The following is a 23,866-nucleotide window of genomic DNA, read 5'->3' on the forward strand; positions in this document are numbered from 1 at the left end:
GCGCCTCTTTCCATCACAGGCTGTTCACGATGTCGGCCGCGCCACGGATGGCGCCCTCGATGTAGCTGACGCCGGTGCAATCGCCAAAGGCATGGACATTGAAGCCTGCGGCCCGGAGCTGGTCGGCCACCACCGGGTTGCCCGTGGCGCCCTTGGCGACGATCACGTGGTCGGCGGGGATCGCCTGGGCGCCGCCTTCCTTGAGGGTGAAGCGCACGGCATCCTTGTCGATGCGGATGTCCTGGGCACTGGGGAACAGGCCCACGCCATGCTCCTTGAGTTCCTCCAGCATGCGCATGCGCCGTACCAGCAGCAAGCCGGCGCCGAAACGGGGGGCATCGTCCACCACCGTGACGGTGCGGCCCCGCTCCATCAGGAACTCGGCCAGTTCCAGGCCCACCAGCTCACCGCCGATGATGACGATATGCTTGCCCAGGGGCATCCACCAGTGGGTGGCTCGGCGCAGGAAATCGAGATTGGAAGTCATGCCCGTGACGGCGCCGAGCTTGGTGGCCATTCGCACGGGCAGGCTGACCTTGCGAGCCAGCTCCGGTGACGACATGCCCAGCACCAGGCGGCGCATGTCGTCACCGCTGAAGACGTGATTCTGCTCGCTGCCGGGGATCGGCGGCATGCTGCGCAGGGCGCCTGTCGCCACCAGCACCGCGTCGGGTTTCAGGCTTGCCACCAGTTCCGGCGTGGCGCGGGTGTTGAGACGCACCTCCACCTTGGAGGACTCGATGCCCCGGCGCAGCCAGTTCAGCAGGCGCTGGTTGGGCTCATAGGCTATGGAGGCGAATTGCAGGGTGCCCCCCAGGCGGTCGGTGCCTTCCAGCAGGGTTACCTGATGACCTTGTTCGTCCAGGCGGCGGGCGGCTTCCATACCGCCGGGGCCGCCGCCGACCACCACGTAGCGCTTGGGTGCCGGCTTGCCGTTCTTTCGCTGGTATTCGAAGGCGCATTCCGAATTGACGGCGCAGCGCACCGTGTCCTGCAGGTAGATGGCGCTGACGCAGGTGTAGCAGTAGATGCAGGGGCGGATGGTCTCGGGCTTGCCCTCTGCCAGCTTGCGGGGCAGATGGGGGTCGGCCAGGAGCTTGCGGCCCATGCCGAGGAAGTCGAAGGCCCCGGCGGCGATCTTGGCCTCGCCCACTTCCGGCTCCACCCGGCCCGAGGCGATCACCGGGATGGACACGGCCTGCTTGATGCGCTCGGCCGCCGGCAGGTTCCAGCCGGGGATGTGGGGGATGTTGGACTGGGAGTGGAGCTTGAGCTTGCCGGTGTCGTGATAGGACGAAACGGTGATCGCGTCGGCGCCGGCCTGCTCGGCCATCTGCGCGGCGCGCACCGCATCCTCGATCTTGATGCCCGTCTCCACGCCGTACTCCTGGGAGTCCAGCTTGACCATGATGGCGAACCCGGGGCCGGTGCGCTCCCGCACGGCGCGAATGATCTCCACGAGCAGGCGGGCGCGATTCTCCAGGGGGCCGCCGTAGTCGTCGGTGCGCTTGTTGGACTTGGGTGACAGGAAGCCTGAGATCAGGTAGCCGTGGCCGCCGTGAATTTCCACGCCGTCGGCGCCGGCGCGCTTGGCCCGGTCGGCGGCGTCGGCGAACTTGCCGATGATGGTCTGGATGTCCTCCAGGGTCATTTCCTTGAACTCGGGCTTGGGCCGGGGCTTGGCGTTGGCCATCATCAATTCGAGTTCGGCCGTGGTGAAGACATCGGTCACCATCTGTGTGCCCGCGCCGGGGAAGGGACCGGGCAGGGAGGGTACCCATACTGGTCGGCCAGCCGCCATGTCTTCCACGCTGACTACCCCGCCGTGGTGAATCTGGATGGTGAACTTGGCGCCGTGGGCGTGGATCGAATCGGCCACGGCCTTCAGGCCGGGGATGAATCGATCGTCGGAGATGGCGATCTGCCCCGGCTGGTTGCCGCCGTGGGGCCAGGCCACGCCCGAGACGCCCATGTTCACCAGACCGACGCCACCTTTCGCCTGCTCCTCGTGGTAGGCCCGGAGGCGCTCGGTGCAATAGCCGTCCTCTGCCAGGTTCACGCCCATGGCGGTGACGATCATGCGGTTCTTCAACTCCATCTGGCCGATGCGGCCCGGGGCCAGCAGGTGGGAATAGGCGTTGGCACTCATGGCGTCTCCTTTTGTGAATCGTTCGATGCGGCCGCCGCGGGGGGGCGCTTATTCTGGGAAGGGATTTTAGTGGTTATCCGACAGCCAACTTGACTCGATGCGCAAAGGCGAACAGCCGTCGCCCCTACTTCTTCAGGTCTTCCCGGGCCCGCTGCCGCAGGTAATGACGGATGGCATCCACGTCCTCGCGACTGAGGTCGGCAAAGGGCGGCATGCCGCGCTGGGCCAGCCCGCCTTGGCGCACGATGCCGTCCATCGCCTCCAGCGACAAGGGAATCGGCGAGGCGCGCAGATCCGGCGCGTAGCCGCCGGCGATGGCATTCATCCCATGGCAGGTCAGGCAATTCAGCGCGAATGCCATCGCGCCATGTTTGGCTTTGGCGGCATCGACGACGAAGGCGGGATCGTCGACGGGCGTCGGCCGGGTGTGCTGCGGCGGCCGCGGCAGGGCCCCATTGCCGTCGAGGACAAAGGTCAACAGCCGCCGCGGCTGCTCCCGCCCGACCCAGCCGGCCTCCGCCGAGCGCTTGCCATAGACGGTGCTGCCGCCCATCCAGCCGGCGAGGACGGAGACATACTGGCGGCCGTTCATCGTGTAGGTGATCGGCGGCGAGAGGGTGCCCACGCCGAGATCCGCCGCCCAGAGCCGCGTGCCGCGCTCAGCGTCGTAGGCGTTGAGCTTGCCGCCGGCATCGCCCTGGAAGACCAGCTTGCCCGCGGTGGTGAGTACGCCGCCGGAGTATTCGCCCGGGGTGGGAACGCGCCAGGCCTGTTGTTGCGTGCGCGGATTCCACGCCAGCAGCGCCGACGTCGGCTCCATCAGTGGGCCGTCGGCGGGCGCGGCGCCGGGAGCCAGCCCCGTGCTGAAAACCATGCCCGGCGGGTGTTTCCAGTGCTTGGTGTCCACGCCCTGGTCGCTGTAGAAGTCCTCCGACTCGCGCACCGGAATGTAGGCCAGGCCGGTGCCCGGATTGAAGGCCATCGGGTGCCAGCTATGGGCGCCCTGATTGGCGGGGGAGACGCGGGCGCCGCCCTTCGGATAGCGGGCCGCGAGGTTCTCCACCGGCCGGCCGCTGGCGATATCGATCTTCTCGGCCCAGGTGGCCTTGACGATCTTCTCGGCAGAGATCAGCTTGCCGTTCTCCCGGTCGATGACGTAGAAAAAGCCGTTCTTCGGCGCGTGCAGCATCACCTTCCTTTGCTTGCCCTCGATCGTCAGGTCCGCCAGCACCATGTCCATGGCGGAGTTGTAGTCCCAGGTCTCGCCGGGATTGGTCTGGTAGTGCCAGACGTACTCGCCGGTGTCGGCGTCCAGGGCGACGACGGAGCAGAGGAACAGGTTGTCGCCGCCGCCGGGGCTGCGGATCTTCTGGTTCCAGGGGGCGCCGTTGCCGGTGCCCAGGTAGATGCGGTTGAACTCCGGATCGTAGGTCATGGCGTTCCAGACGGTGCCGCCACCGCCGTGCTTCCACCACTCGCCGGTCCAGGTCTGGGCGGCCATTGCCATCGCCTTGTTCTCGAAGCCGTCGGCCGGATTGCCGGGGACGGTGTGAAAGCGCCAGCGCTGCTTGCCGGTCTCGGCGTCGTAGGCGGTGACGTAGCCGCGAATCGGGCCGTAGTCGGCGCCGCCGTGGCCGATGACCACCAGGCCGTTGAAGACCTTCGGTGCGCCGGTGATGTAGCGGTTGTCGTCCTTGGCGATGGTCATGGTGCTCCATGCCGGCTTGCCGGTCTTGGCGTCCAGAGCGACCAGCCGCCCGTCCTGGGTGCCGACATAGATCCGTCCTTTCCAGAAGGCCAGGCCGCGGCTGCCCCAGGCGGTCTTCAGCTTCTGGCCGCCGACTTTCGTGACCTCGGGGTCGTAGCGCCAGAGCAGCTTGCCGCGTCGCGCATCCACCGCATGGACGATGCTGTAGCCGGCGGCGAAATAGATCACCCCGTCCACTGCCAGCGGCACGGTGGTGACATTGGGCACGTCGTCCAGTTCCAGGGTCCAGGCCAGGCCCAGGCGCTGGATGTTGCCGGCATTGATCTGCTTGAGTGGGCTGAAACGCTGCTCGTCGAAGGTGCGGCCGTAGCCGGCCCAGTTGGCGCCGCTGGGCTCGCGTGTTAGCAGGGTGTTGTCGACGACGGTGGCGGCGAAGGCGCAGGCGCTGGCGAACGTTGCCAGCAGCCACGGCAGGAGTCTGGAAGAGGGGAATATGCGCATCGTTCTGGTGGTGCGGGAGAAAGGGGGTGGCAAGGGAACTGCGTTCAGCGCAGGAAACGGAACGAGGCATCCGTCGTGTCCCGCCGCGACTCGACGGATTTCTGGGGAGCCGGCAGGGCAATCTCCGACTGGGTGTCGATGACGTGCTCCCGCTCGACAATCAGCCAGCGGCCGTTCTGTTTCGACCAGCGATCCAGATAGCGGCCGCGGCACTGGATCTCCACGCCGTCCGATTGGCGCTGCTGCTGCAACACCACCGTGACGTAGGCTTCGCTGATGGCGCTTTCCCCATCGAGTTCGATCAATACGTTGGTGATCTGGTGGGAATGGGATTCCATGGCGCGGTGAGCCTCCCAGACCCAGTCGATGAAGCCATGGCCCGTACCCTGGAAGATGCCGTAATACTGGGCAGTGGCCTCGGCCGCGAATACGCCATAGGCCATTTCCTTGTCCATGCGGTCGAGGCTTCGGCAATAGCGGGAAAGCACATCGCGGATGGCGGATTTTTCGAACAGTTCAAGCGTGGATGCATCCATGGAATTTCCTCCGGAATGGCCCGTCACTCCTAACGGGATGGGCTCGAATGTTTTTTGTAAAGGCGCGGCATTCCTGGGATCAGCAGGCAGACCGGACTGCATCATCTGGAATGCGAACTTCAGCCGGGCCTATCCGGCCTTGGGCTTATAACGGGCCGCGAGTTCCTCGGGCGTGGTTTCGCAAACCTCCGTCAGCAAGGACAGCTCGAGCTTCATTCCCTTGGGGACGGCAGGCAGGACGATTGCATCGCCCCCATCCTTGAGCCACAGGCTCAGGATCGCGGCATAGGGGAAGCCGCCATAGCCGCTCACCTGCTGCTGGACCATGTCCAGACTGACGCGAGCGACGCGAGGCTGGGAAGCCAGATCGGCGCCCCAGGCCGTGACATCCTCTTGCAGGGTCGGCCCGGACGCCCCGAGCAGCAGCATTTGCCGACGCGTGCCGGGGGCGGCGACGCCGATCGGCGGCCCGCTGAGTACTTGTTCCTCGACACGGGCGGAGCGAATCCGGCCCTGGTTCATGAAGCGGCGCTCATCGACATCCAGGATCGCACGGACTTCACCGGAGTTCAGTGCCGCCACATCGACGCGATCGTCGATATAGCTCTCCATGACGACGTCAAAATCAATATCGGCCGACGAGGCCAAGATGTGATTTCGCAGATATTTCCGGAACGGGAAATAGGTCATGCCGAGAGGCGCATGGGAATTCTCGTAGTAGTCGCGGAAGTCCTGCCGCATCGTCCCTTCTCGGCGGGTCAAAAGAGTCAATCCCTTCATCTTGTTTCTCCTCAAATCGATCCGGGTGGGCCCGGTGTTGTTGTTCTAGAGTTCTAGACTGTCCTTGCGTCAGGCCGGGTTCTCGCCCGTTCGTCCCGCACCGGGCGTTCGCTGCGATGCTCCACCATATAGGCGTAGAGCTCGGGTGTCAGGGCCGTGTATTTGTCGCTCATGGCAAGCCTTGCAAGGCTGAGGGCCGCTTCAGATCGGCAGCACCCGGCAAATGTGGCCGCGCAGATTGGCATCTCCCGCAAAGCTCAGGCTCTCGGGGCTGTCGGGGATCAGCATGTTGAAGTTCGACTCCCACACCCCGGAAAGATTTGGCTCGTTGGCTTCCTGTTCCGGGTACCACCAGCAGCTGTCGGCATGAACCACTTGCGGGTGCAGGGCATCGTCGTATCGGGATATCTGGCGCACGCGGCCCATGGGTGTCTCCACATACACCGGCGCGCCATCGGCAATGCCCAGGTCTCGCGCCGTGTCCGGGTGGATCGACAGGAAGGCGTAGGGATGCTGCTTGCGCATCTGCTCCAGCTGGCGCTGCTGGGAGCGGTAGTACCACTTGGTGGCGGCACCGGCGGTCACTACCAGAGGGTATTCCTTGAACAGCTCTGGCTGGCTGATTGGGCTCCAGACGGGTTCTTCATACTGGGGCATGGCCGGGTAACCCAGGCGCTGCATCAGGCCGGAGGCCAGTTCCACCTTTCCGGAAAGGGTGGCAAAGCCGCGCTGCTCGTAGCGCTTCCCATCGCTGGGCGTCGGGAACAGGGCGGCCATCGGTCGGGCGGCCAGTTCGCTGAAGCTCAGGCGCGATGGCTCCAGCAGGCGGTCGAACCAGCCCTCCAGCGTGTCGGGCCAGTAGCCCTGCTGTCCCAGGCGGTTGCCCAGGTCCTTCCAGAGTTCGTAGTCGTCATGCCGTTCGTGGGTGGGTGGGATCGTGCGCTCGGCGGCGGTGAACCAGTTGCCGAAGCCCCACATGCCACCCGCGGCACCGAGGTTGGGCCGCTCCAGACCGTCGGTGGCGGGCAGCACATAGTCCGCCAGTTGGGCGCCGGGCGTCATCCAGTGGTCCATCACCACATGCAGATCCAGCTTGTCGCTGGCCAACGCCTCATGCACCCGCTTCGCATTCGCCAGTGCCACCAGGGAGTTGGTGCCCTGGGTGATCACCGCCTTGATCGGATAGGGGTCCTGCTCCAGGATGGCCGAGCAAAGGGTGGTGGACGAGGTGCACATCTGGTAGAAGGCGGCGCCCACGCCCAGCGGATGGACCTTGGCCATGGCTTCCCGGGAGGCCTGCATGCCCCGTACCGAGGCGATGGGCCAGAGATGGGCGTTGATGTTGTCCCGGGTGCGCAGGGGATGGGAGATCAGCTTGTCCCAGTACATTTCCTCGCGGAAACGGGCGTGCTCGGGCTGTTCTTCGAACAGGTCCCCGCCCGGGACATCCAGGTTGCCGGTGATGGCACGCAGATAGGCCTTGCCGAAGACAGTGGCGTTGGAGGCCCGGCCCTGATGGACGGTGCCCAATCCGAAAGTGATGATGCCCGGCTTGTGGGTGGCATAGGTGCGCGCCACTTCGAGGATCTGCTCCACCGACAGCCAGGTGATCTCCGCCACCTTCTCGGGGGTGAAGGGCGCCACCAGTTCCTTCAGTTCCTCGAAACCGAGACACCAGTCTTCGACGAATTCCTTGTCGTAGAGACCCTCGCTGATGATGATGTGGATCATGCCGTAGGCCAGGGCGCCGTCGGACCCGGGCCGTGGCTGCAACCAGAGGTCAGCCAGCTGTGCCGTCTCGGAACGGCGCGGGTCGATGACGATGATCTTGGTGCCAGAGGCACGGGCTTCCTTGATCAGTTTCGCCGCACCGACGCCCTGGGGAACCGGCGGGTTGTAGCCCCAGAAGATCGCGCACTTGGTGACACCAGGGGTCGGCCGGCCGGCAGGGGAGCCAATCTCGCCATAGGTGGCCCACTGGGCGTTGTACTCGGCGGAGCCGCAGGTCTTGCCCAGGTGCATGATGTTGGGCGTGCCGAACAGGCTGCTCCAGCGCCAGCAGGCGGCGTCCCCCGGACCCTTGTAGGAGCCGCCCAGGGTCTGCACCGCCTCGGGGCCGTACTGGTCGCGGATCGCGGCCAGCCTGGCGGCGATTTCGTCCATCGCCTGGTCCCAGCTGATGCGCTGCCATTGGCCTGCGCCGCGTTTGCCCACCCGCTTCATGGGGAAATTGATGCGGTCCGGATGATTGTGATAGGCCAGGGACTGGCCCGCCCGCGGGCAATCGGCGGGCATGCTGGACTTGTGGTCGGCCTTGACCTTGATGACCACGCCGTCCTTGACATGAGATTTCGTCAGACAGCCAATCCCGCAGACGGGGCAGGTACCGCGCTTGGCGGCGACATCTACTGGCTCATTCATTTGCATGGAGTTCTCCTTGAGATCAAATGTGCCACTGCTTTTGCTCAAAAAGCAGCCCGGTTTCTATTAAAATAGTATCATTAAAACCTTGAGATTGAGAGTTTGTGTTTTGCCAGCGGCGGGCTCCTCGCCTTACACGGCAGCGCCACGGCAACTGCACAGTCCGAACCTCACTATCCTTGCCACGAAGGAGAAGCACCTTGCCGCATGAAGACCTCATCCAGTTGCACCGTGATATTCGGCGCCTGCAGGACATCGAGGAAATCCAGCGACTTAAGCATGCCTATTTTCGTTGCGACGACACCGCCAATTTCGAGGAAATGGCCACCTTGCTGCATGAGGATTTCGAGGTCAACTTCGTCGGCGGCACCTACGAATGGAGACTGCAAGGCAAGGCGGCGTTCATGGAGATGACGAGGAAGAGCTTCACGGCCGACGTGGTGGCCCAGCACCACGGCCACACGCCCGAGATCACCGTACTGAGCGAGACCGAGGCAAGCGGCATCTGGTATCTCCACGACAATTTCTGGAATCTCAAGTCCAAGCGTTACACCCATGGCACTGCCCTATACCGGGATCGTTACGTCAAGGAAAACGGCCGCTGGTTGCTGCGGGCATCGGCCTATGAGCGCATTTATGAAATCGTCGAACCCCTCGTGACACCGCCCAATTTCACCGTCCGCTATCTGGCCAAGCGTTTCGGCTGAGTCATGGCGAAGAAGCAGAAACAGAGCCGAGTGAGAGGATCGAGCGCAGCGAGCCGATGAATAGCCCCGCCCCGGGATGGGGGTGGGGGGCGTTCAATTGGATTTTGCGCATTTTCATCCTCGTCCTCGGGGTGGTGCTGGCGGCCATGCGCGCTAGATCCGTTCCATCTCGTCCCACAGCGACCCGGCCAGCAGGCGGAACAGCGCCTCGTCCGCGTACATGCGCTCGCCGGCCAGGGCGTTGTCGCCGAAGACCAGCACGCCGAGGATGCGGTAGTCCCGTACCTGACCGTCGTCGCATTCCAGACTGATGGTGTATTCCTGGTACAGCCCGCCGATACCGACAGCCTCCCCATGGAACTCGACATTTTGAATACGCGGTTTGAAATGGCTGACGAAGCCTTCATAGAAGCGCCGCGTGTTGGCCATGCCGGTGAACTTGCGGCCCGCCGGATAGAAGGTGTAGGCCGGTTCCGCCTCCAGCGTGGCCAGGGTGCCTGCCACGTCGGCGTCACTCTCGGCCTGGGCGTGGCGGTGGGCCAGGGCGACGAACTGTTCCAGGGTCAGGGGCATGAGGGATTCCTCCGTGGCGTTGAAGAACGGGCTAGGGTCTGTTCTCATTCAGTCGGCGGATCGCGTTGCGCCCCAATCCGGATGGATGCAAGGCGGAGGGTGCAGGTAATGGTTGTTCCATTGCCAAGCCCGACAACGCCGCAGACGCCGGATTGGGGCGCAACCCGAAGGGAAGGGGGTGAATCGGGCGCATTGCGGCGTTACTCCCTCCTTGTTGGGGGCGGCCCAACGGTGTCGGTCGCGCCTTGCACTGCACCCGATTCACCCCCTTCGCGACCGTCGCCTGAATGAGAACAGACCCTAGGCCCCGGCTGCCGCGGCGATCTCCGCCAGCCGGGGATTGGTGCGCAGGGTCTGGCCGCCGCTGACCTGGATGTTCTGGCCGGTGACGAAGGAGGACTGGTCGCTGGCCAGCCACACTGCGGCATTGACTACGTCCGAGGCGACGCCGGGACGGCCGAGGGGGATCTGCTTGTTGTAGAGCGCCGCCACCGGCGGGAAGTGCAGCCCCCCGCCGGACATCGGCGTGTCGGCGATGCCGCCCGGCGACAACGAGTTGGCGCGGATGCCCTGATGGCCGAACTCGTGGGCGATGCAGCGGATCACGTGGTCGATGCCGGCCTTGGTGCCCATGTAGGCGGCATGGTGGTCGAACATGATGGTGGCGGTGACCGAGGAGATCTGGATGATGGAGCCACCCTGGGTCATCGCCTTGACCAGGGCCTGGAAGAAGCGGAAGGGACCGATGAACTGGACCTGGGCCATCTGCTCCAGGTCTTCCCGGCTGTGCTCGGTGAAGGGCTTGAGCAGCCCCCAGCCGGTGGCGTTGAGGCCCACGTCGAGGCGACCAAAGCGCTCCAGCGCGGTGGACACCAGGCGTTCCACGTCCGCGTCCCGGGTGATGTCGCAGGGCACAGCGACGGCGCCGATCTCCGCCGCCACCTCGGCCAGCGCTTCCCCGCGGCGACCGCCCACGACGACGCGGGCGCCTTCGGCAACGAAGCGGCGGGCGATGGCATGGCCCAGGTTATTCGGTGCGACGCCCAGCACCACGGCGACCTTGTCTGGTAATTGCATTGTGTTTGTCATGAATGTCGAGCCTCGGGGAGGGGGTGGGCGGGTGAGTTCAGCCCAGCAGGCGGTAGGGGTTGCTGCCGTCCCAGACGGCGGCTTCGGCCGCGCAGCGCTCGTAGTCGGCGACGAAGGCGGGATCGGCCTGCATCAGTTCCACCACCAGGCCCGCGAGGGCCGGGGAGTCCAGGTAGTAGTAGCGGGAATAGGCATTGCTCAGCATGCCGCGTTCCGCCAGGCCGGCAGCCTTGCCCTGAGCCACGGCGGCGTCCAGGTCGGGCACCATGTAGGCCACCTGATGCAGCATCTGGGCATGGGGCGTGTCGTAGAAGGCGCGGTAGGGGGAGATGGCGTCGTTCTTCTGCTGGATCAGTTCGATCTGTACGCCGTTCTGGTAGGACAGCGCCACGTCGATCACGATATCGGCGTCCACGCCCTCGAAGCGGGATTTCAGGGGCACGTTGCGGTAGCCCCACCAGGGGCCGACGCCCAGTTGCTCGACCCAGCATTGCATCGCGGCGTCGATGTCGCGGACGACGAAGCCCCATTGTTTGACGGGGCCGAAGAGTTGCGTGTGCATGGATGGATTCTCCTGTCATGAGTTTGATAGGACCGGCAGCACCTGCGTCTGCAGCAAGCGCAGGGTCTCCCGGCCGATCTCGGGATCGAGGCCCGCCAAGAGCGGGTGGATGTACATCTGGCCGGTGGGGCCGAGGCGGCGAGCCAGGTCGATGCACTGTGCCGGCGTCAGTACCTGGTAAAGGCCCGTGGCCCGCAGATCCTCGGTGCTGTCGAAGTGGCCATAGGGGCCGGGAATATTGCCTTCCCGGTACCAGCGGGCGTAGCAGTTGGTCTCGTGCAGTGCGTGGGGCGCGATGCGTTGCCAGTCGGCCTCCGGGTCTTCGCTGACGAAAATCGCCAGGGGGCCGAACACCGGCTCCGGCGCCACCGGCTTGCCCAGTTGCCGGCAGGTGGCCGCATAGATGTCGTAGAGCCCGCCGATGCCCGGCACGAAGCCGTCGCCCCACTCGGCCGCACGCCGCGCCGCCAGGGGGGTGGCGCCGCCCAGCAGCAGCGGCGGTCCGCCGGCCTGCCAGGGGCACGGCGTGACGCGCACCGTCCGGCCCTGGTAGGCGAAGGGCTCGCCGCACCAGGCCTGGCGCAGCACGGCGATACCTTCCTCGAGCAGGCGGCCCCGCGCGGCGTGGGAACGCCCGAACATCGAAAACTCGCTGGGAAGGAAGCCGGCGACCAGCACCAGTTCCAGGCGGCCCTGGGCGATACGGTCGAGCACCGCCGCATCCTCGGCCAGTCGCAGCGGGTCGTGCAGCGGCAGGATGATGGCCGAGATGCGCAGCCGCAGCCGTTCGGTGCGCGCCGCCACGGCGCCCCCATAGACCAGGGGCGAGGGCAGGTAGCCGTCCTCGGCGCCGTGGTGCTCCGACAGCATGCAATGGTCGAAGCCGAGCGCGTCGGCCATGGCCGCCATCTCCAGGCCGGTGCGGTAGAGCGCCGGATTCTCGCCGGCGAAGGCCGGCGAGCGCAGGTCCAGGCGCAGGATCCATTGAGCCATGTTTTACCCTTGAACGATGTTAACGCGCATGGTTGCCAGGACTACCCCCGGGGATGCCAATGCGCAAAGGCAAATTGAACGCCCCCCACCCCCGTTCCACGGCCGGCTTTGCACAGCCGGCCGGCTTCGGCGGCGCGAAGCCGTGCTTCGCGCAACCCCGCCTACGCCCCCTTCCCGGGGCGGGGCTATTGATCGGCTCGCTACGCTCGATCATTACACTCGGCTCCGTTGGTACTTTTTACGTGAATGCAAAAAAGCAGCTTTTCCGCCGCGCCGCCGCAAGGAAAAGCGGCACGCGGCGCCAGCCGCAAACGGAAGACTGCGGCTACGAAGTTCCCCCAAACATCCGAGCGGAGCGAGCAGATGAGAACCCCCCGCGAGGGGGGCGAAGGGGGGCGAGCATTGCTTCAGCATCAGGCGGCGACCGTGCCGCCGTCCACCGAGAGGAGGGCGCCGTTGACGAAGCGCGCCTCGTCCGAGGCGGCGAAGCAGATCATGTTGGCGATGTCCTCGGGCCGGGCCATGTCCGGCAGCAGCTGCATGTGGCCGATCAGGTCCATCTCGGCGCCCTCGGGAACGGCGAAGGTCTGCAGGAAGGGCGTCGCGGTGCCGCCGGGGCACACCGCATTGACCCGCAGGCCCTTGCGCCCGAATTCCACCGCCATGGACTTGGTGAGGCCGACGAGAGCGTGCTTGGAGGCGGTATAGGCCGGCATGTAGGCCTGCCCCTGCAAGCCGGCGGTGGAGGCGACATTGACGATGTTGCCGCGCCGTGCCAGCAGATGGGGCAGCGCCGCCTGGCTGAGATGGAAGGGGCCGTTGACGTTCACCGCGAAGGCCGCGTTCCAGCTCTCCACGGTTTCCTCGGTGAAGGCCCGGAGCCCGCCCCGGCCGGCGATGTTGCAGAGGACATCCAGGCCGCCGAAGCGGGCCACCGCCTGGTCCACCAGGGCGCGGCACTGGGCCGGCTCGCCGATGTCGCCGGCCGCCGCCTGGGCCTGGCCGCCGGCGGCGCGGATGGCCGCGGCCGTCTCTTCGGCGCCCGCGGCGTTGATGTCGGCGCAGAACACCTTGGCGCCCTCCCGGCCCATGCGCAGGGCCGTGGCCCGGGCCATGCCGGAGGCCGCGCCGGTGATCAGGACTACCTTGTTGTCGAAACGTTGGCTCATTTTGTTTTCTCCTCTTCCGCCGTTTTAAATTAGAGATACGCTGAACAAATCCCAATGCGTCATTCCGGCAAATGCCGGAATCCAGGAATCAACACACTGGACACCGGCTTTCGCCGGTGTGACGGACTTAGTGGTTCCAGGGGGTCACCATCACCTTGCAGTCGGCGCTGGCACCGCGCAGGGTCTCGAATTTCTCCGGCAGGGCATCCAGGTTGATGGTGCCGGTGATCATGGCGCGGGGGCGATGGTCGCCGGCAGCCATCACGTCTGCCGTGTATTGGAAATCCTGCTTGTCGTAGCACATGGAGAACAGCAGCCGCAGCTCCTTGGTCAGGGCGGCCACCGGCACGAAGCTGTCGGGCTCGCCCAGGAAACCCAGGGACACCACGGTACCCAGGGGCTTCACGTAGTCGATGGCCTGGGCAATGGCGCCGGGCAGGCCTACCGCCTCGAACACCACGTCGGGCGCACCGCCCAGGGCTTCCTGGATCGCGGCGCCGGGGTCGGCGACTTCCTTCTGAGCGATGAAATGGGTGGCGCCAACGGCCTGCGCGATGTCGCGACGGCGGCTGGATGCCGCCATCACCGCGACCTTGCTGGCCCCCAGGCGCTGGGCCCAGAAGGCGGTGGCGAGACCGATGGGGCCGGCGCCGGTGATCAGTACCCGGGCGCCGATGGGCAGCGTCGCCTTGCGCACACCCTGTAGCCCCACCGCCAGGGGTTCGATCAGGGCGCCTTCCTCGTCGCTCAAGCCGGCCGGCAACACCACGCAGTCCCGGACACCGACCCGGGAATATTCGGAAAAGCCGTGCACGATGTCGAAGCGGGCCTGGGGGCAGTGGTGGGGCTGGCCGGCGAAGCAGGCCGGGCATTTTCCGCAGCCCACGTAGGGCATCGGGGCGACCCGGTCGCCGAGCTTGATCGAGTCCACCCCGGCGCCCAGCGCCACCACCTCGCCGCAGAACTCGTGGCCGATGATGCTGTCCAGGGGCAGTTGCAGGCCGTGGCCGGAGGTCAGGTGCAGGTCACTGCCGCAGATGCCGGCGCGGCTCACTTTGATCAGCACTTCGCCGGCTTCCGGCACCGGATCGGGCCGGTTCTCGATGACCAGGGTCGGGCCGTTGCCTGCGCCCTTGAATACGGCTGCTTTCATGATCGTTTTCTCCTGACGGCTATGGCGACAGACGCTACTGAATCCCGTCATTCCGGCGCAGGCCGGAATCCAGTGGGCCGCCGACCTGGACCCCGGCCTGCGCCGGGGTGACGGGGGTGGTGTTTCGCGCTTTACGTTCAGACTTCAAGTTCATTGCTCGGAAAGATTGTGTCGCGCGATGTATTCGGCGAAGCGTGCGTGGATGCGGGCCTCGGAAAGTCCGAACTGTTCCGCATCGTATTCGTGGCGGCCGTGCTTGTGTTGGGGATTGCCGGCGATCCACTGGCGCATCCGCTGCGCGGCGTCCTCGCTCAAGGGCAGGCCGAAGTGCCGATAGATGGCTTCGACTACCGCCAGCGGGTCGCGCCGGAAATCGGCGAAGCGCACGTCGAAGAAGCGCTCCGGATGGGCTTCCCGTACCCGCTGGGCGCGCTCGGCGGACCAGGCCCAGAGCTCCAGCTCCCGGGGGCCGAGCAGCGTCGGGTCGGTTTCCCTCCCCTGAAAGAAGTTGCGCGCCGGCCAGATCAGGGCGCAGACGGAGGGGATGCACTTGGCCGGGTCCCGGTGGGTCTGGATGATGCAGGCGTCGGGGAACACCGCCAGCAGCGCGTCGAGATGGGTGATGTGGCCCGGGTTCTTCAGGAGCCAGCGCTGCTGCGGCGCATTGGCGCCGATCAGGCGCAGGTTGTCGGCGTAGCGCCGGTAGCTGGGGGTCTCGTCCTGGTCCCGCCACCAGCGGTCGTAATGAGGCAGGCCCAGGCCCGTGGATGGATAGTGGCTGACGAAGCTCTGGGCCAAGAGGTTCAGGCATTCGTCCACCTCGTCGGCGTTCACCTCGTGGGCCACGCGCAGGGCCGGCACCGCCTGCAGGAAAGCCTCCTGGTTGGCGACGGCGGTGCGGAACAACGGGTTGTCGTCCCAGGTCGCGCGCGGCGGGCGCGGCATCGGCGTGCCGATCAGCCACTGCTCCAGGCCCTGGAACTGGGGGTCCATGGACAGCAGCTTGTGCAGCGCGGTGGTGCCGGTGCGGGGAATGCCGGTGACCACCAGGGGTGCGTGGATGGGCGTCTTCAGGCAGTCGGGGCGTTGTTTCCAGCTGGCCTCGGAATAGGCGCGGCTGATCAGGAGGCTCAGGATCTGCGACGACATCTGCTGGACGTTGCCGGCGTCGATCGGCACGTTGGCGCGGATGGCCTCCACCAGCGCAGTCAGGCCCGGTTCGAAGCCGCTACCGAAGTCCGCGGCAACACCACTCGCACGGCAGGCGGCGGCCGCCTGCGCCAGCAGTTGATCGACACTCGGGTAAGCGATCATGGCGATTGATCCTCTCCCTGAAGCTGATACGCGTCACCCCGGCGTAGGCCGGGGTCCAGGAGTGCCATCGGACGAAGCCCTGGATTCCGGCTTTCGCCGGAATGACGATGGTGTTTCACGGTAACGGTTGGCGTCATGGCCGGCTCCTTACCAGCGCCGGCGCAGCTGGGCGCCGATGCGGCGGGTGCGCAGTTGCTCCGTGCGTTCTTCCGCGCTCACCCGCGGCGTGTCCGCCGGCAGATGCTGGCGCAGTTCGGCGAAGGGCACCGTTTTCAGAGTCGGGATCGGCAGCGCATCGGCCTGGTACCAGCGACCGATGATCATGCCCTGCAGGGTGCCCACCGGGTCCAGCCAATTGGGCACGCCCGGGTCTTCCAGGCTGATCACGGCGCGGAATTTTCCGTCGCCGTCGAGCCGGGCCTGGTGACCGTTGAGGCTGCTCTGGCGCTGCACGAACTCCACCGCGTTCCACAGTTCGTCGTTCAACTGTACGTTCCAGTAGCTGTGGCGGGCCGGCAGCTCGGTTTCCAGGATCAGCGCCTCGTCCGGCGCGAAGCGGAAGATGCCCTGCCAGTAGGACTGGGCCGGTACCGCACCGCCGAAATCGGCCAGCTCGATCTGGTTGATCACGCCCCGCTGTAGCACGGCGTTCTGGTAGTTGAGCCACATCTTCGACAGGCGCTGGGTGAAGCCCGAGAGCAGTGCCCGCATCTGGCAGTCGATGGTTTCCAGGGAGGGGCGGGGCTTCAGGGCCGGCGCGCCGAGGCGCTCGATGGCCAGGCTGGCCTCCCGCTCCACGCCCCAGGCGTAGGAGCGCTGGCGCACCATGACGAATTCCGCTTCCGGATGCAGGGGCCACCAGTTGCCCCGATGGTCGGCGGGGCGCTCGGCGCTGAGGATCACTTCCAGTTCGCCATTGGGACCGAGGGCCAGGTCGTCGGCGTCGAAGTAACCGAAGTTCTTTCCCGGCGCATCGGCCATGCCCATCATGTTGGCGCCGGTGGAGAAGGTCAGGAGTTTCACCGTGCCCCGGTTGCCGACGATGCGATAGGCGCCGTCGCCCCGCACCGGCGCCAGCTGGTAGGTGTCGTCGGGATTGGGCTGCAGCAGATAGACCGAGTTGAGGAAGGGCGCCCAGTCCGGGTGGTCGGCATCGGCCTGGAAGTAGAGGAAATAGCCCTGGGACAGGTTCATCAGCAGCTGCCGGTACAGCTCGGCCCGCAACTGCTCATTGTGCGGTTCGAAGGTCAGGCCGATCAGGTTCTCCGCCGGTTTCAGCAGATCGACATAGTCGGACCAGGGCAGCAGCTTCACGCTCATGAAACCTCCAGCAAGGGGCAGAGCGGATGAGTCTAATGGACAAACGACGCGGTATCGGTGCCGGGTCGGAACCGATTACAAAAGCACAGATGGTGTTACCGGATGGGTACAGCAGGTGAATCCGGGTCTGTCGGAGCGAGGAAGGACGGTGTGCGTACCTCGGAGATGTCCACCGGCTGGGTCGCCATCAGCACGCCGTGCCAGCGGCACTGATTTTCCGGCAGGTCTCGATCTTCCTGGGCCAGCGCATGGACGGCCCGGCTCCATTCTTCGAACATGCTCTCCAGGCGGCGCAAGGAGGCATCGGACAACTTGACCAGCCGGTAACGCCAGCGCACTTCCGGATCATCGAAATCCTTGTTGAAGTGTTGCTTCAGGTGGCGGTCGAAACTGCGCTTGAGGCGGGTGTTGCCGGACCAGTTGATGTGCCGCAGGGAGCGCAGCCGAACTTTGTTTCCGGGCATCAGGTCGATGAAACCCAGCCGGTCCATATAACCCAGGGCCGCCACCAGCTCGTGGTCCGCCAGATCGAACTCGGTCTGGATCTCACTGGGTGTCCAGCCGGCCATCAGCAGGTGCAACAGCACCGCCAGGCTGTGGTGTTCGGCCAGGGCGTTCTCCTGGGCCTCGGACAGTTGCTCATCGCGGGGTGGAGCGTATTGGACCGCCAACTCTGAGAGTTCGAGCAGAGTGACGCCGGCCAGGCGGCACAGCTGTTCGAGCACCGCAAGGTTCAGACCCTTGCCGGACAGATAGCGCTTGACCGTCATCCGGCTGATGTCCAGGGCAACGGCGATGTCTTCATAACGCAGGCCCTGGGCGCGGAACAGGCTTTTCAGGGCGGTGAGCAGCAGGGGGATATCACTATCGGACTTGATTGCTGGCATGGATGTGTGGCTCCCGAAACGGGCAGTATGGATGGCTGTTTCCGGTCAGCGCCAATCGTAATCCCTTTGCCCGGGCAGGGGGCATCGATCGGTTAGAATGGCCGCATCCTGTCGCGGTTCATCCATTTGCTCATGCCTCCCCCAGCTGCCGAACTTTCGCCGCCCCTGGTCCTGACCTTCGCCGCATCGGATCCCACCGGTGGCGCGGGCATTCAGGCCGATGTGCTGACCCTGGCCAGCATGGGCTGCCATCCGCTATCCGTGATAACGGCCCTGACGGTGCAGGATACCGCCGGTGTGGAGTCGGTGCTGGCCATCGACGCCGACTGGGTGGCGGACCAGGCCCGGGCCCTGCTGGAGGATGTGCCCGTGGCCGCCTTCAAGCTGGGCATGATGGGCAGCGTGGAAGTCATCGCTGCCATCGCCGAGATCGTCTCCGATTACCCTGACATTCCCCTGGTCCTGGACCCGGTGCTGGCGTCGGGCCGGGGCGATCAACTGGCCGACGAGGAAATGGTTTCGGCGATGATCGAGCTGCTGCTGCCCCAGGCCTCCATCATCACCCCCAACAGCCTGGAGGCCCGGCGTCTGGCCCTGGACGAGGACAACGAGGACGACCAGCCATCCCTTTCCGAATGTGCCCGGCGCCTGGTGATGGCCGGTTGCGAATACGTGCTGATCACCGGCACCCACGAACAGACGCTTCAGGTGGTGAATGTGCTCTACGGCCCCCGGGGCCAGTTGCGGGCCGACCGTTGGGATCGCCTGCCCGGTAGCTACCATGGCTCGGGCTGTACCCTGGCCTCGGCCATTGCCGCCAATCTGGCGCTGGGCGTGGATATCGAGGAGGCGGTACGGGAAGCTCAGGAATTCACCTGGCAGGCCCTGGCCGCCGGCTTCCGGCCTGGCATGGGGCAGTACATTCCGGACCGGCTGTTCTGGGCCAGGAGCGAGGACGATCCCATTGGGGAAGAAAAACCATGAGTGCCGTCCATCGCGAGGCCCTGCGTGGCCTGTACACCATCACGCCAGATGACATGCTGCTGCCCCGTTTGTCAGCCATGGTGAGCATGGCACTGCGGGGGGGCTGTCGCCTGATCCAGTACCGCAACAAGGTGGCGCCCGCTCCCCTGCAGCGGGCACAGGCGGCCGACCTGCTGCGCCTTTGTCGTGCGGTCGGTGCTCTGTTGATTGTCAATGACGACCTGCACCTGGCCCTGGAAATTGGCGCCGATGGCGTGCATCTGGGCGATGATGACGGAGATCTGGTGGCTGCTCGGAAGGCACTGGGCAGGGAGCGACTTCTTGGAGTGTCCTGTTATTCCAGCCTGGATCGGGTCGAAACTGCGGCCCGGGTTGGTGCCGACTATGTGGGTATCGGCAGTGTCTATGCTTCTGCCACCAAGCCTCAGGCGGTGCGAGCGTCCCTGGATCTGCTGGGGGAGGTTCGTCGCCGTTTCGGTCTACCCGTGGCGGCCATCGGCGGCATCACACTGGACAACGCCCCCGAAGCCATCGCGGCCGGTGCCGACATGGTGGCTGTGATCGGTGATCTCTTTGATGCCATGGACATTTCCGCCCGGGCGGAAGCGTTTCAGGGATTGTTCAACCACGGCATGCCTGTCAGCCCTTGAGGCCATGGTGTGTCGAATCAAGTAGCGGAGTTTTCGACGTGACCAAGAACCAAGAGCTTTTTGCTCGCGCCCAGCGCACCATTCCCGGTGGCGTCAATTCCCCGGTGCGGGCCTTCCGCGCTGTGGGCGGCACCCCCTGCTTCTTCAGTCGAGGTGAAGGGGCCTATGCCTGGGACGCGGACGGCAAGCGTTACATCGATTACGTGGGCTCCTGGGGCCCGTTGATCCTGGGGCATGCCGATCCCGAGGTGGTGGCCGCCGTGCAGCAGGCGGCGGCGCGAGGACTGTCCTTCGGCGCGCCCACCGAGGGTGAGATTGATCTGGCGGAACTGCTGATCAAGCTGGTGCCCAGCATGGACATGGTGCGTCTGGTGTCCTCCGGCACCGAGGCGACCATGAGCGCCATTCGCCTGGCCCGGGGCTATACGGAGCGGGATCTGATCATCAAGTTCGAGGGTTGCTACCATGGCCATGCCGACAGCCTGCTGGTGAAGGCCGGCTCCGGTGCCCTGACCTTCGGCAATCCTTCCTCCGGTGGGGTGCCGGCGGATCTGGCCCAGCATACCTTAGTGCTGCAATACAACGATCCGGCCCAACTGGCTGAAGCCTTTGATCATCACGGCGAGCGTATCGCCTGCGTCATCGTCGAGCCGGTGGCGGGCAACATGAACCTGATTGCGCCGACTCAGGAATTCCTCAAGGCCATGCGGGAGCTGACCCACAAGCATGGCGCCCTGCTGATTTTCGACGAGGTGATGACAGGCTTTCGCGTCGGCCTGGGGTCCGCCCAGGGCCTCTTCGGCATCACGCCGGACCTGTCCACCTTTGGCAAGATTGTGGGTGGCGGCATGCCCCTGGGAGCATTCGGTGGCCGGCGTGATGTGATGGAGAAAATCGCCCCCCTGGGGCCGGTCTATCAGGCCGGTACTCTCTCGGGCAATCCTCTGTCGGTGGCTGCGGGCCTGGTGACTCTGAGGAAAATCCAGGCCCCCGGCTTCTACGACACCCTGGGGGCACGCACTCGTGCACTCACCGAGGGGCTTACCGCCGCCGCGGCGAAGCATGGTGTGCAGTTCTGCGCCCAGGCGGTGGGAGGGATGTTCGGCCTGTATTTTGCCGCCACGCCGCCCCGTAGTTACGTCGAGATGATGGCCAGCGATCGGGAGGCCTTCAACCGTTTTTTCCACGCAATGCTGGAAGCCGGGGTGTATTTCGCCCCTGCGGCCTTCGAGGCGGGATTCGTTTCCATCACCCATTCGGATGCCGACATCGCTGCCACGGTGGCGGCGGCGGACGCCTGGTTCGCTCAGGGCTGATCGTTCTCGCATGACGCCCCTGTCCGCCTGGTTGGTGTTGTTTCTCGCCGGCCTGTGCGAGGTGGGTTGGGCGGTGGGTCTCAAATATGTGGAGGGATTCAGCCGGCCCCTGCCTTCCATCATCACTCTGGTGCTGATGGCGGCTTCGGTGCTGATGCTGGGGTGGTCCCTCCGGGTGCTGCCCCTGGGAACAGCCTATGCAGTGTGGACCGGTATCGGTGCCGTGGGTACGGCTCTGCTGGGAATGGTCCTGTTTGGCGAGTCCCGCGAGGTGGCCCGCCTGGTCTGCATCGGCCTGATCGTGGCGGGGATCGTGGGCCTGAAACTGGTGACCCGGGACTGATCAGTCGCCGAGGCGCGAGGCGTTACCCCGCGCCATTCCCGCTTATTTCCTGGCCGGAGGCTGTAGATGGGCAACGCCGCCGTAGCTGCCGATCCAGAGATCACCCGACGGGCCGGTGGCCATGGCGAAGATGTTGTCGGCGAACAAGCCGTCGGCAGTGGTCATGGCCTTGGTGAATTTGCCATCCTGCCACTGAGTCAGGCCGCTGTTGGTGCCGATCCAGAGGGTACCCTTGGGATCCCTCTGGAGCATGAAAACGTGATTGCCGGGCAGGCCGTCGGCCTTGGTGTAGCTGACCCATTTCGTGCCATCGAAGCGTGACAGCCCGCCGCCCCAGGTGCCGGCCCAGACGGTGCCCTGGGCATCCACTTCCAGGGACACCACGTAGTTCGGGTTGTAGGCCACGTCGACGCCCTGCAAGCCCATCTCCTGCTTCTGCTTGGCATGGTGCATGGACTGCTTGCTGGGGTCGTTCTTGAAGGCGATGTCGGACTTCACTTTGTCATAGTCGGCGCCCAGTCCGCGCTTGTGGTTCCAGTTCTCCCACTTGTTGTTGGCAAAGCGGGCCATGCCGCCTTCCGTCGCCAGCCAGATGTCGCCGTTCTTGCCCTCTGCCAGACCGTAGATCCAGTCATTGGGGACGCCACCCTTGGTGTTCTCCACCGTGTAGAGATCCCACTTGCTGCGATCGTCCAGAGCCCCTCCCCGCACCCGGTTGGCGCCCGACCAGGTGGCGATCCAGATGTCGCCGTTCTTGGCGGTCATCACTTCATAGACGAAGGCATCGCCCAGGCCCTCGGGGATGTTGTAGGTTTTCCACTTGCCGGTTTTCTCGTCCAGCAGGGAGAGACCTCCACCATAGGTGCCGGCGGCGATCTGGCCCTTGATCCGGCCCACATAGAAGACACCGTTGGAGAGCAGGCCGTTGCGGGCGTCGTAGAGCTTGAAGCTGTCGTCCCGGGTGTCATAACGCACCAGGCCGCCCGAGGTGCCGACCCACAGCACCTTGTCCTCCAGATACATGGACTTGACGTTCTTGTTGCCAACCCGGAAGTGGGTAAATTTGGCATTGGGATCCACCACCACCTTGCCTTCCCGCTGGGGCGGCGGAACCTCGGGGTGCTGTCCCATGCCCGACATCATCGGATGCTTGGATTCTGAGAGGCCGAGGGGCTTGTTAGGTGCGGCCGGGCTGTCGCCGGCACTGGCGGAGACGAAGCTCAGTGCGCACAGCAGGGCCAGTAGTCCGTGGGCGAGAAGAAGGGGGCGCTTGGTCACGTTGTGATTCCTATCAGGCATGGCAGCGGTTATTGGGGGGCGATGCGAACGACGCCGCGCTTGGTGCCGGCCCAGATATCCCCGCCGGGTGCCACGGCCAGGGCGTAGACGTTGGAGTCGAGGAGACCGTCCCGAACGCCCAGGTTGGTCCAGGATTTTCCGTCGTAACGGGAGACTCCCTTGTCGGTGCCGAACCAGAGCACGCCCTTGTCATCCCGGACCATGGAGTAAACGATATTGCCAGCCAGGCCGTCGGTGGCGGTCAGATTGTTCCAGCGCTTGCCGTCGTAGCGGCTGACCCCCCCACCCCAGGTGCCGGCCCAGATGGAGCCGTCCGGTGCGGACAGAATGGAAAAAACATAATTGGGGTTGTAGGAAGGCAGACCATCCACCTGAATGTTCAGGTCGTGGCGGGAGCGGGTGCCCAGGCCGGTATTGGGGCTGGCCTTGAGTTTGTCAGGGTTCTCGCCGCCCAGGCCGTCCTTGTGACTCCAGGATTTCCAGTGTTTGCCGTCGTACATGGATACCCCGCCCTCGGTGCCGAACCAGATCCGGCCAGCCGGGTCTACGGCCAGGCCATAGACCCACTCGTTGATCAGTTCCTTGACGTAGGTCTTGAACTTTCCCGTCTTGACGTTGAAGTGGTTGACGCCGGCCCAGGTGCCTATCCACAGGTTGCCGTCCTTGTCATTGACGAAGGAGTAGATCCAGTAGTCGGCCAGTCCGTGCATGGGGAAATAGGTCTTCCACTTGCCATCCCTGTAGCGGGAAGCGCCGCCGGCGTTGGTGCCGAACCATTTGTAACCCTGGCTATCGATCCCGACGGCAAATACATATTCGTTGGCTAGACCATCCTGACGGGTGAAGGTATTGCGGGGTCTTGAGGTTTTGAGGTCCACTTCGATGGCGCCCACGGAGGTGCCAACCCAGAGGGTGCCGGTAGACTTCTCCACAGTCAGGGCGCGCACGTAGACGTTGCTGCCGACATCGAAGGTGTCCGCTACATGGACTCCCTTGGGTGGGTCCGAAGCCAGGGCCAGTGTGGACAGGAACAGGGCGGTGGTCAGCAGAGTCGTCGGCAGGCCGCAGAGGGAATGGGGTTTCATCATTATCTTAAGGTGCGAATGTAGGCGATGGCATCCAGGAGTTCCTCGTCGGAGACCATGCCGATGAAGGGAGGCTGGCCGTTGCCACCCATTTTCACGTTTTGCAGCAACATCAGGTCGGGGCGGTCCAAACGTTCTCCCATGTTGAATTTCGGAGTTTGGGGCATGATGCCCTCGCCCCTGGGGCCGTGACAGGCGATGCAGCGCATCTGATAGACCTGCCGGCCACGCTCGAAGTTGGCAGCCTCCACCGTGATCGTCGCCAATAAGAGTATCAGTGAGACGGCTATGGTTCCTGTATGCCTCATGTTCGTATCCTTGTCTAAG

22 protein-coding genes are annotated in these 23,866 nt (G+C 65.0%); 5 read left to right on the forward strand and 17 right to left on the reverse strand.

Features of this window, described 5'->3' with window-relative positions:
• Positions 1-13: 13 nt before the first annotated feature.
• The 5 genes from DENOEST_RS02325 to DENOEST_RS02345 all read right to left on the reverse strand — a co-directional run bounded on the left by DENOEST_RS02325 (position 14) and on the right by DENOEST_RS02345 (position 8,095).
• Complete coding sequence (locus DENOEST_RS02325; RefSeq protein WP_145770580.1) at positions 14-2,149, reverse strand: oxidoreductase; 2,136 nt, start codon at positions 2,147-2,149, stop codon at positions 14-16.
• 124 nt (positions 2,150-2,273) lie between these two features.
• Positions 2,274-4,358, reverse strand: coding sequence for a PQQ-dependent dehydrogenase, methanol/ethanol family (locus DENOEST_RS02330; protein ID WP_145770581.1), 2,085 nt, complete (start codon positions 4,356-4,358; stop codon positions 2,274-2,276).
• Positions 4,359-4,402: 44 nt separating this feature from the next.
• Positions 4,403-4,894, reverse strand: a complete 492-nt coding sequence (locus tag DENOEST_RS02335) for a nuclear transport factor 2 family protein (protein WP_170228181.1) — start codon at positions 4,892-4,894, stop codon at positions 4,403-4,405.
• 129 nt (positions 4,895-5,023) lie between these two features.
• The gene (locus tag DENOEST_RS02340; protein ID WP_145770583.1) at positions 5,024-5,674 is read right to left on the reverse strand and encodes an EthD domain-containing protein; all 651 of its coding nucleotides are present in this window, start codon (positions 5,672-5,674) and stop codon (positions 5,024-5,026) included.
• 201 nt (positions 5,675-5,875) lie between these two features.
• Positions 5,876-8,095: a molybdopterin-containing oxidoreductase family protein gene (locus DENOEST_RS02345; RefSeq protein ID WP_170228182.1), complete on the reverse strand. Its 2,220-nt coding sequence runs from the start codon at positions 8,093-8,095 to the stop codon at positions 5,876-5,878.
• 200 nt (positions 8,096-8,295) lie between these two features.
• Here DENOEST_RS02345 and DENOEST_RS02350 point away from each other — a divergent pair, with 200 nt between their 5' ends.
• Entirely contained in the window at positions 8,296-8,802 is a 507-nt protein-coding gene (locus DENOEST_RS02350; protein ID WP_170228183.1) for a nuclear transport factor 2 family protein, read from the forward strand.
• A 153-nt stretch (positions 8,803-8,955) separates the two neighbouring features.
• On the opposite strand, the gene DENOEST_RS02355 is transcribed toward DENOEST_RS02350, so the two are convergent.
• The 9 genes from DENOEST_RS02355 to DENOEST_RS02395 all read right to left on the reverse strand — a co-directional run bounded on the left by DENOEST_RS02355 (position 8,956) and on the right by DENOEST_RS02395 (position 17,862).
• Positions 8,956-9,423: a hypothetical protein gene (locus DENOEST_RS02355; protein ID WP_232096417.1), complete on the reverse strand. Its 468-nt coding sequence runs from the start codon at positions 9,421-9,423 to the stop codon at positions 8,956-8,958.
• 252 nt (positions 9,424-9,675) lie between these two features.
• Positions 9,676-10,464 carry an SDR family oxidoreductase gene (locus DENOEST_RS02360; RefSeq protein WP_145770587.1) on the reverse strand — a complete coding sequence of 263 codons (789 nt, stop codon included), beginning with the start codon at positions 10,462-10,464 and terminating at the stop codon, positions 9,676-9,678.
• 37 nt (positions 10,465-10,501) lie between these two features.
• Positions 10,502-11,026 carry a VOC family protein gene (locus DENOEST_RS02365; protein ID WP_145770588.1) on the reverse strand — a complete coding sequence of 175 codons (525 nt, stop codon included), beginning with the start codon at positions 11,024-11,026 and terminating at the stop codon, positions 10,502-10,504.
• Between the two features lie 15 nt (positions 11,027-11,041).
• Positions 11,042-12,019 (reverse strand): LLM class flavin-dependent oxidoreductase, encoded by a 978-nt coding sequence (locus DENOEST_RS02370; protein WP_145770589.1) that lies wholly within the window; start codon positions 12,017-12,019, stop codon positions 11,042-11,044.
• A 413-nt stretch (positions 12,020-12,432) separates the two neighbouring features.
• A complete protein-coding gene (locus DENOEST_RS02375; protein WP_145770590.1) occupies positions 12,433-13,188 on the reverse strand; it encodes an SDR family NAD(P)-dependent oxidoreductase in 756 nt (251 codons plus the stop codon).
• A gap of 127 nt (positions 13,189-13,315) precedes the next feature.
• Entirely contained in the window at positions 13,316-14,341 is a 1,026-nt protein-coding gene (locus DENOEST_RS02380) for a zinc-dependent alcohol dehydrogenase (protein ID WP_145770591.1), read from the reverse strand.
• A 150-nt stretch (positions 14,342-14,491) separates the two neighbouring features.
• A complete protein-coding gene (locus tag DENOEST_RS02385; RefSeq protein WP_145770592.1) occupies positions 14,492-15,655 on the reverse strand; it encodes a sulfotransferase family protein in 1,164 nt (387 codons plus the stop codon).
• Between the two features lie 147 nt (positions 15,656-15,802).
• Positions 15,803-16,975 carry a DUF1214 domain-containing protein gene (locus DENOEST_RS02390; protein ID WP_145770593.1) on the reverse strand — a complete coding sequence of 391 codons (1,173 nt, stop codon included), beginning with the start codon at positions 16,973-16,975 and terminating at the stop codon, positions 15,803-15,805.
• Positions 16,976-17,070: 95 nt separating this feature from the next.
• Positions 17,071-17,862, reverse strand: a complete 792-nt coding sequence (locus tag DENOEST_RS02395; protein WP_145770594.1) for a helix-turn-helix domain-containing protein — start codon at positions 17,860-17,862, stop codon at positions 17,071-17,073.
• 132 nt (positions 17,863-17,994) lie between these two features.
• On the opposite strand from DENOEST_RS02395, the gene thiD reads away from it, so the two are divergent.
• From thiD to sugE, 4 genes are read left to right on the forward strand one after another with little or no spacing between them, the layout of a single operon-like run.
• Positions 17,995-18,846: a bifunctional hydroxymethylpyrimidine kinase/phosphomethylpyrimidine kinase gene (thiD, locus tag DENOEST_RS02400; RefSeq protein ID WP_145770595.1), complete on the forward strand. Its 852-nt coding sequence runs from the start codon at positions 17,995-17,997 to the stop codon at positions 18,844-18,846.
• Positions 18,843-19,496 carry a thiamine phosphate synthase gene (thiE, locus tag DENOEST_RS02405; RefSeq protein ID WP_145770596.1) on the forward strand — a complete coding sequence of 218 codons (654 nt, stop codon included), beginning with the start codon at positions 18,843-18,845 and terminating at the stop codon, positions 19,494-19,496. The genes thiD and thiE overlap by 4 nt, the downstream gene beginning before the upstream one ends.
• A gap of 38 nt (positions 19,497-19,534) precedes the next feature.
• Complete coding sequence (gene hemL, locus DENOEST_RS02410; protein ID WP_145770597.1) at positions 19,535-20,812, forward strand: glutamate-1-semialdehyde 2,1-aminomutase; 1,278 nt, start codon at positions 19,535-19,537, stop codon at positions 20,810-20,812.
• Between the two features lie 10 nt (positions 20,813-20,822).
• Positions 20,823-21,155, forward strand: a complete 333-nt coding sequence (gene sugE, locus DENOEST_RS02415) for a quaternary ammonium compound efflux SMR transporter SugE (protein ID WP_145770598.1) — start codon at positions 20,823-20,825, stop codon at positions 21,153-21,155.
• A gap of 42 nt (positions 21,156-21,197) precedes the next feature.
• Here sugE and DENOEST_RS02420 read toward each other — a convergent pair whose 3' ends face one another.
• Genes DENOEST_RS02420 through DENOEST_RS02430 form a run of 3 tightly spaced genes read right to left on the reverse strand, consistent with a single transcriptional unit; the run spans position 21,198 to position 23,847 of the window.
• On the reverse strand, positions 21,198-22,433 hold the full coding sequence (locus DENOEST_RS02420) for a ligand-binding sensor domain-containing protein (RefSeq protein ID WP_197970487.1): 1,236 nt from the start codon (positions 22,431-22,433) through the stop codon (positions 21,198-21,200).
• 29 nt (positions 22,434-22,462) lie between these two features.
• Positions 22,463-23,542 carry a ligand-binding sensor domain-containing protein gene (locus tag DENOEST_RS02425; protein ID WP_197970488.1) on the reverse strand — a complete coding sequence of 360 codons (1,080 nt, stop codon included), beginning with the start codon at positions 23,540-23,542 and terminating at the stop codon, positions 22,463-22,465.
• Complete coding sequence (locus tag DENOEST_RS02430; protein ID WP_145770599.1) at positions 23,542-23,847, reverse strand: c-type cytochrome; 306 nt, start codon at positions 23,845-23,847, stop codon at positions 23,542-23,544. Before DENOEST_RS02430 ends, DENOEST_RS02425 begins: the two co-directional genes overlap by 1 nt.
• Positions 23,848-23,866 lie beyond the last annotated feature (19 nt).

Origin of the sequence: Denitratisoma oestradiolicum, assembly GCF_902813185.1 — a bacterium.
GTDB classification, from domain to species: domain Bacteria; phylum Pseudomonadota; class Gammaproteobacteria; order Burkholderiales; family Rhodocyclaceae; genus Denitratisoma; species Denitratisoma oestradiolicum.

Excerpts from the sequence above, each read along its gene's own strand:
- DENOEST_RS02390 (WP_145770593.1), bottom strand. The coding sequence starts at position 16,975 with ATGAGCGTGAAGCTGCTGCCCTGGTCCGACTATGTCGATCTGCTGAAA.
- sugE (WP_145770598.1), top strand. The coding sequence starts at position 20,823 with ATGACGCCCCTGTCCGCCTGGTTGGTGTTGTTTCTCGCCGGCCTGTGC.
- DENOEST_RS02335 (WP_170228181.1), bottom strand. The coding sequence starts at position 4,894 with ATGGATGCATCCACGCTTGAACTGTTCGAAAAATCCGCCATCCGCGAT.
- DENOEST_RS02325 (WP_145770580.1), bottom strand. The coding sequence starts at position 2,149 with ATGAGTGCCAACGCCTATTCCCACCTGCTGGCCCCGGGCCGCATCGGC.
- DENOEST_RS02345 (WP_170228182.1), bottom strand. The coding sequence starts at position 8,095 with ATGAATGAGCCAGTAGATGTCGCCGCCAAGCGCGGTACCTGCCCCGTC.
- DENOEST_RS02365 (WP_145770588.1), bottom strand. The coding sequence starts at position 11,026 with ATGCACACGCAACTCTTCGGCCCCGTCAAACAATGGGGCTTCGTCGTC.
- DENOEST_RS02380 (WP_145770591.1), bottom strand. The coding sequence starts at position 14,341 with ATGAAAGCAGCCGTATTCAAGGGCGCAGGCAACGGCCCGACCCTGGTC.
- DENOEST_RS02330 (WP_145770581.1), bottom strand. The coding sequence starts at position 4,358 with ATGCGCATATTCCCCTCTTCCAGACTCCTGCCGTGGCTGCTGGCAACG.
- DENOEST_RS02425 (WP_197970488.1), bottom strand. The coding sequence starts at position 23,542 with ATGATGAAACCCCATTCCCTCTGCGGCCTGCCGACGACTCTGCTGACC.
- DENOEST_RS02430 (WP_145770599.1), bottom strand. The coding sequence starts at position 23,847 with ATGAGGCATACAGGAACCATAGCCGTCTCACTGATACTCTTATTGGCG.
- thiE (WP_145770596.1), top strand. The coding sequence starts at position 18,843 with ATGAGTGCCGTCCATCGCGAGGCCCTGCGTGGCCTGTACACCATCACG.
- DENOEST_RS02360 (WP_145770587.1), bottom strand. The coding sequence starts at position 10,464 with ATGACAAACACAATGCAATTACCAGACAAGGTCGCCGTGGTGCTGGGC.
- DENOEST_RS02355 (WP_232096417.1), bottom strand. The coding sequence starts at position 9,423 with ATGAGAACAGACCCTAGCCCGTTCTTCAACGCCACGGAGGAATCCCTC.
- DENOEST_RS02340 (WP_145770583.1), bottom strand. The coding sequence starts at position 5,674 with ATGAAGGGATTGACTCTTTTGACCCGCCGAGAAGGGACGATGCGGCAG.
- DENOEST_RS02385 (WP_145770592.1), bottom strand. The coding sequence starts at position 15,655 with ATGATCGCTTACCCGAGTGTCGATCAACTGCTGGCGCAGGCGGCCGCC.
- thiD (WP_145770595.1), top strand. The coding sequence starts at position 17,995 with ATGCCTCCCCCAGCTGCCGAACTTTCGCCGCCCCTGGTCCTGACCTTC.
- DENOEST_RS02395 (WP_145770594.1), bottom strand. The coding sequence starts at position 17,862 with ATGCCAGCAATCAAGTCCGATAGTGATATCCCCCTGCTGCTCACCGCC.
- DENOEST_RS02375 (WP_145770590.1), bottom strand. The coding sequence starts at position 13,188 with ATGAGCCAACGTTTCGACAACAAGGTAGTCCTGATCACCGGCGCGGCC.
- DENOEST_RS02370 (WP_145770589.1), bottom strand. The coding sequence starts at position 12,019 with ATGGCTCAATGGATCCTGCGCCTGGACCTGCGCTCGCCGGCCTTCGCC.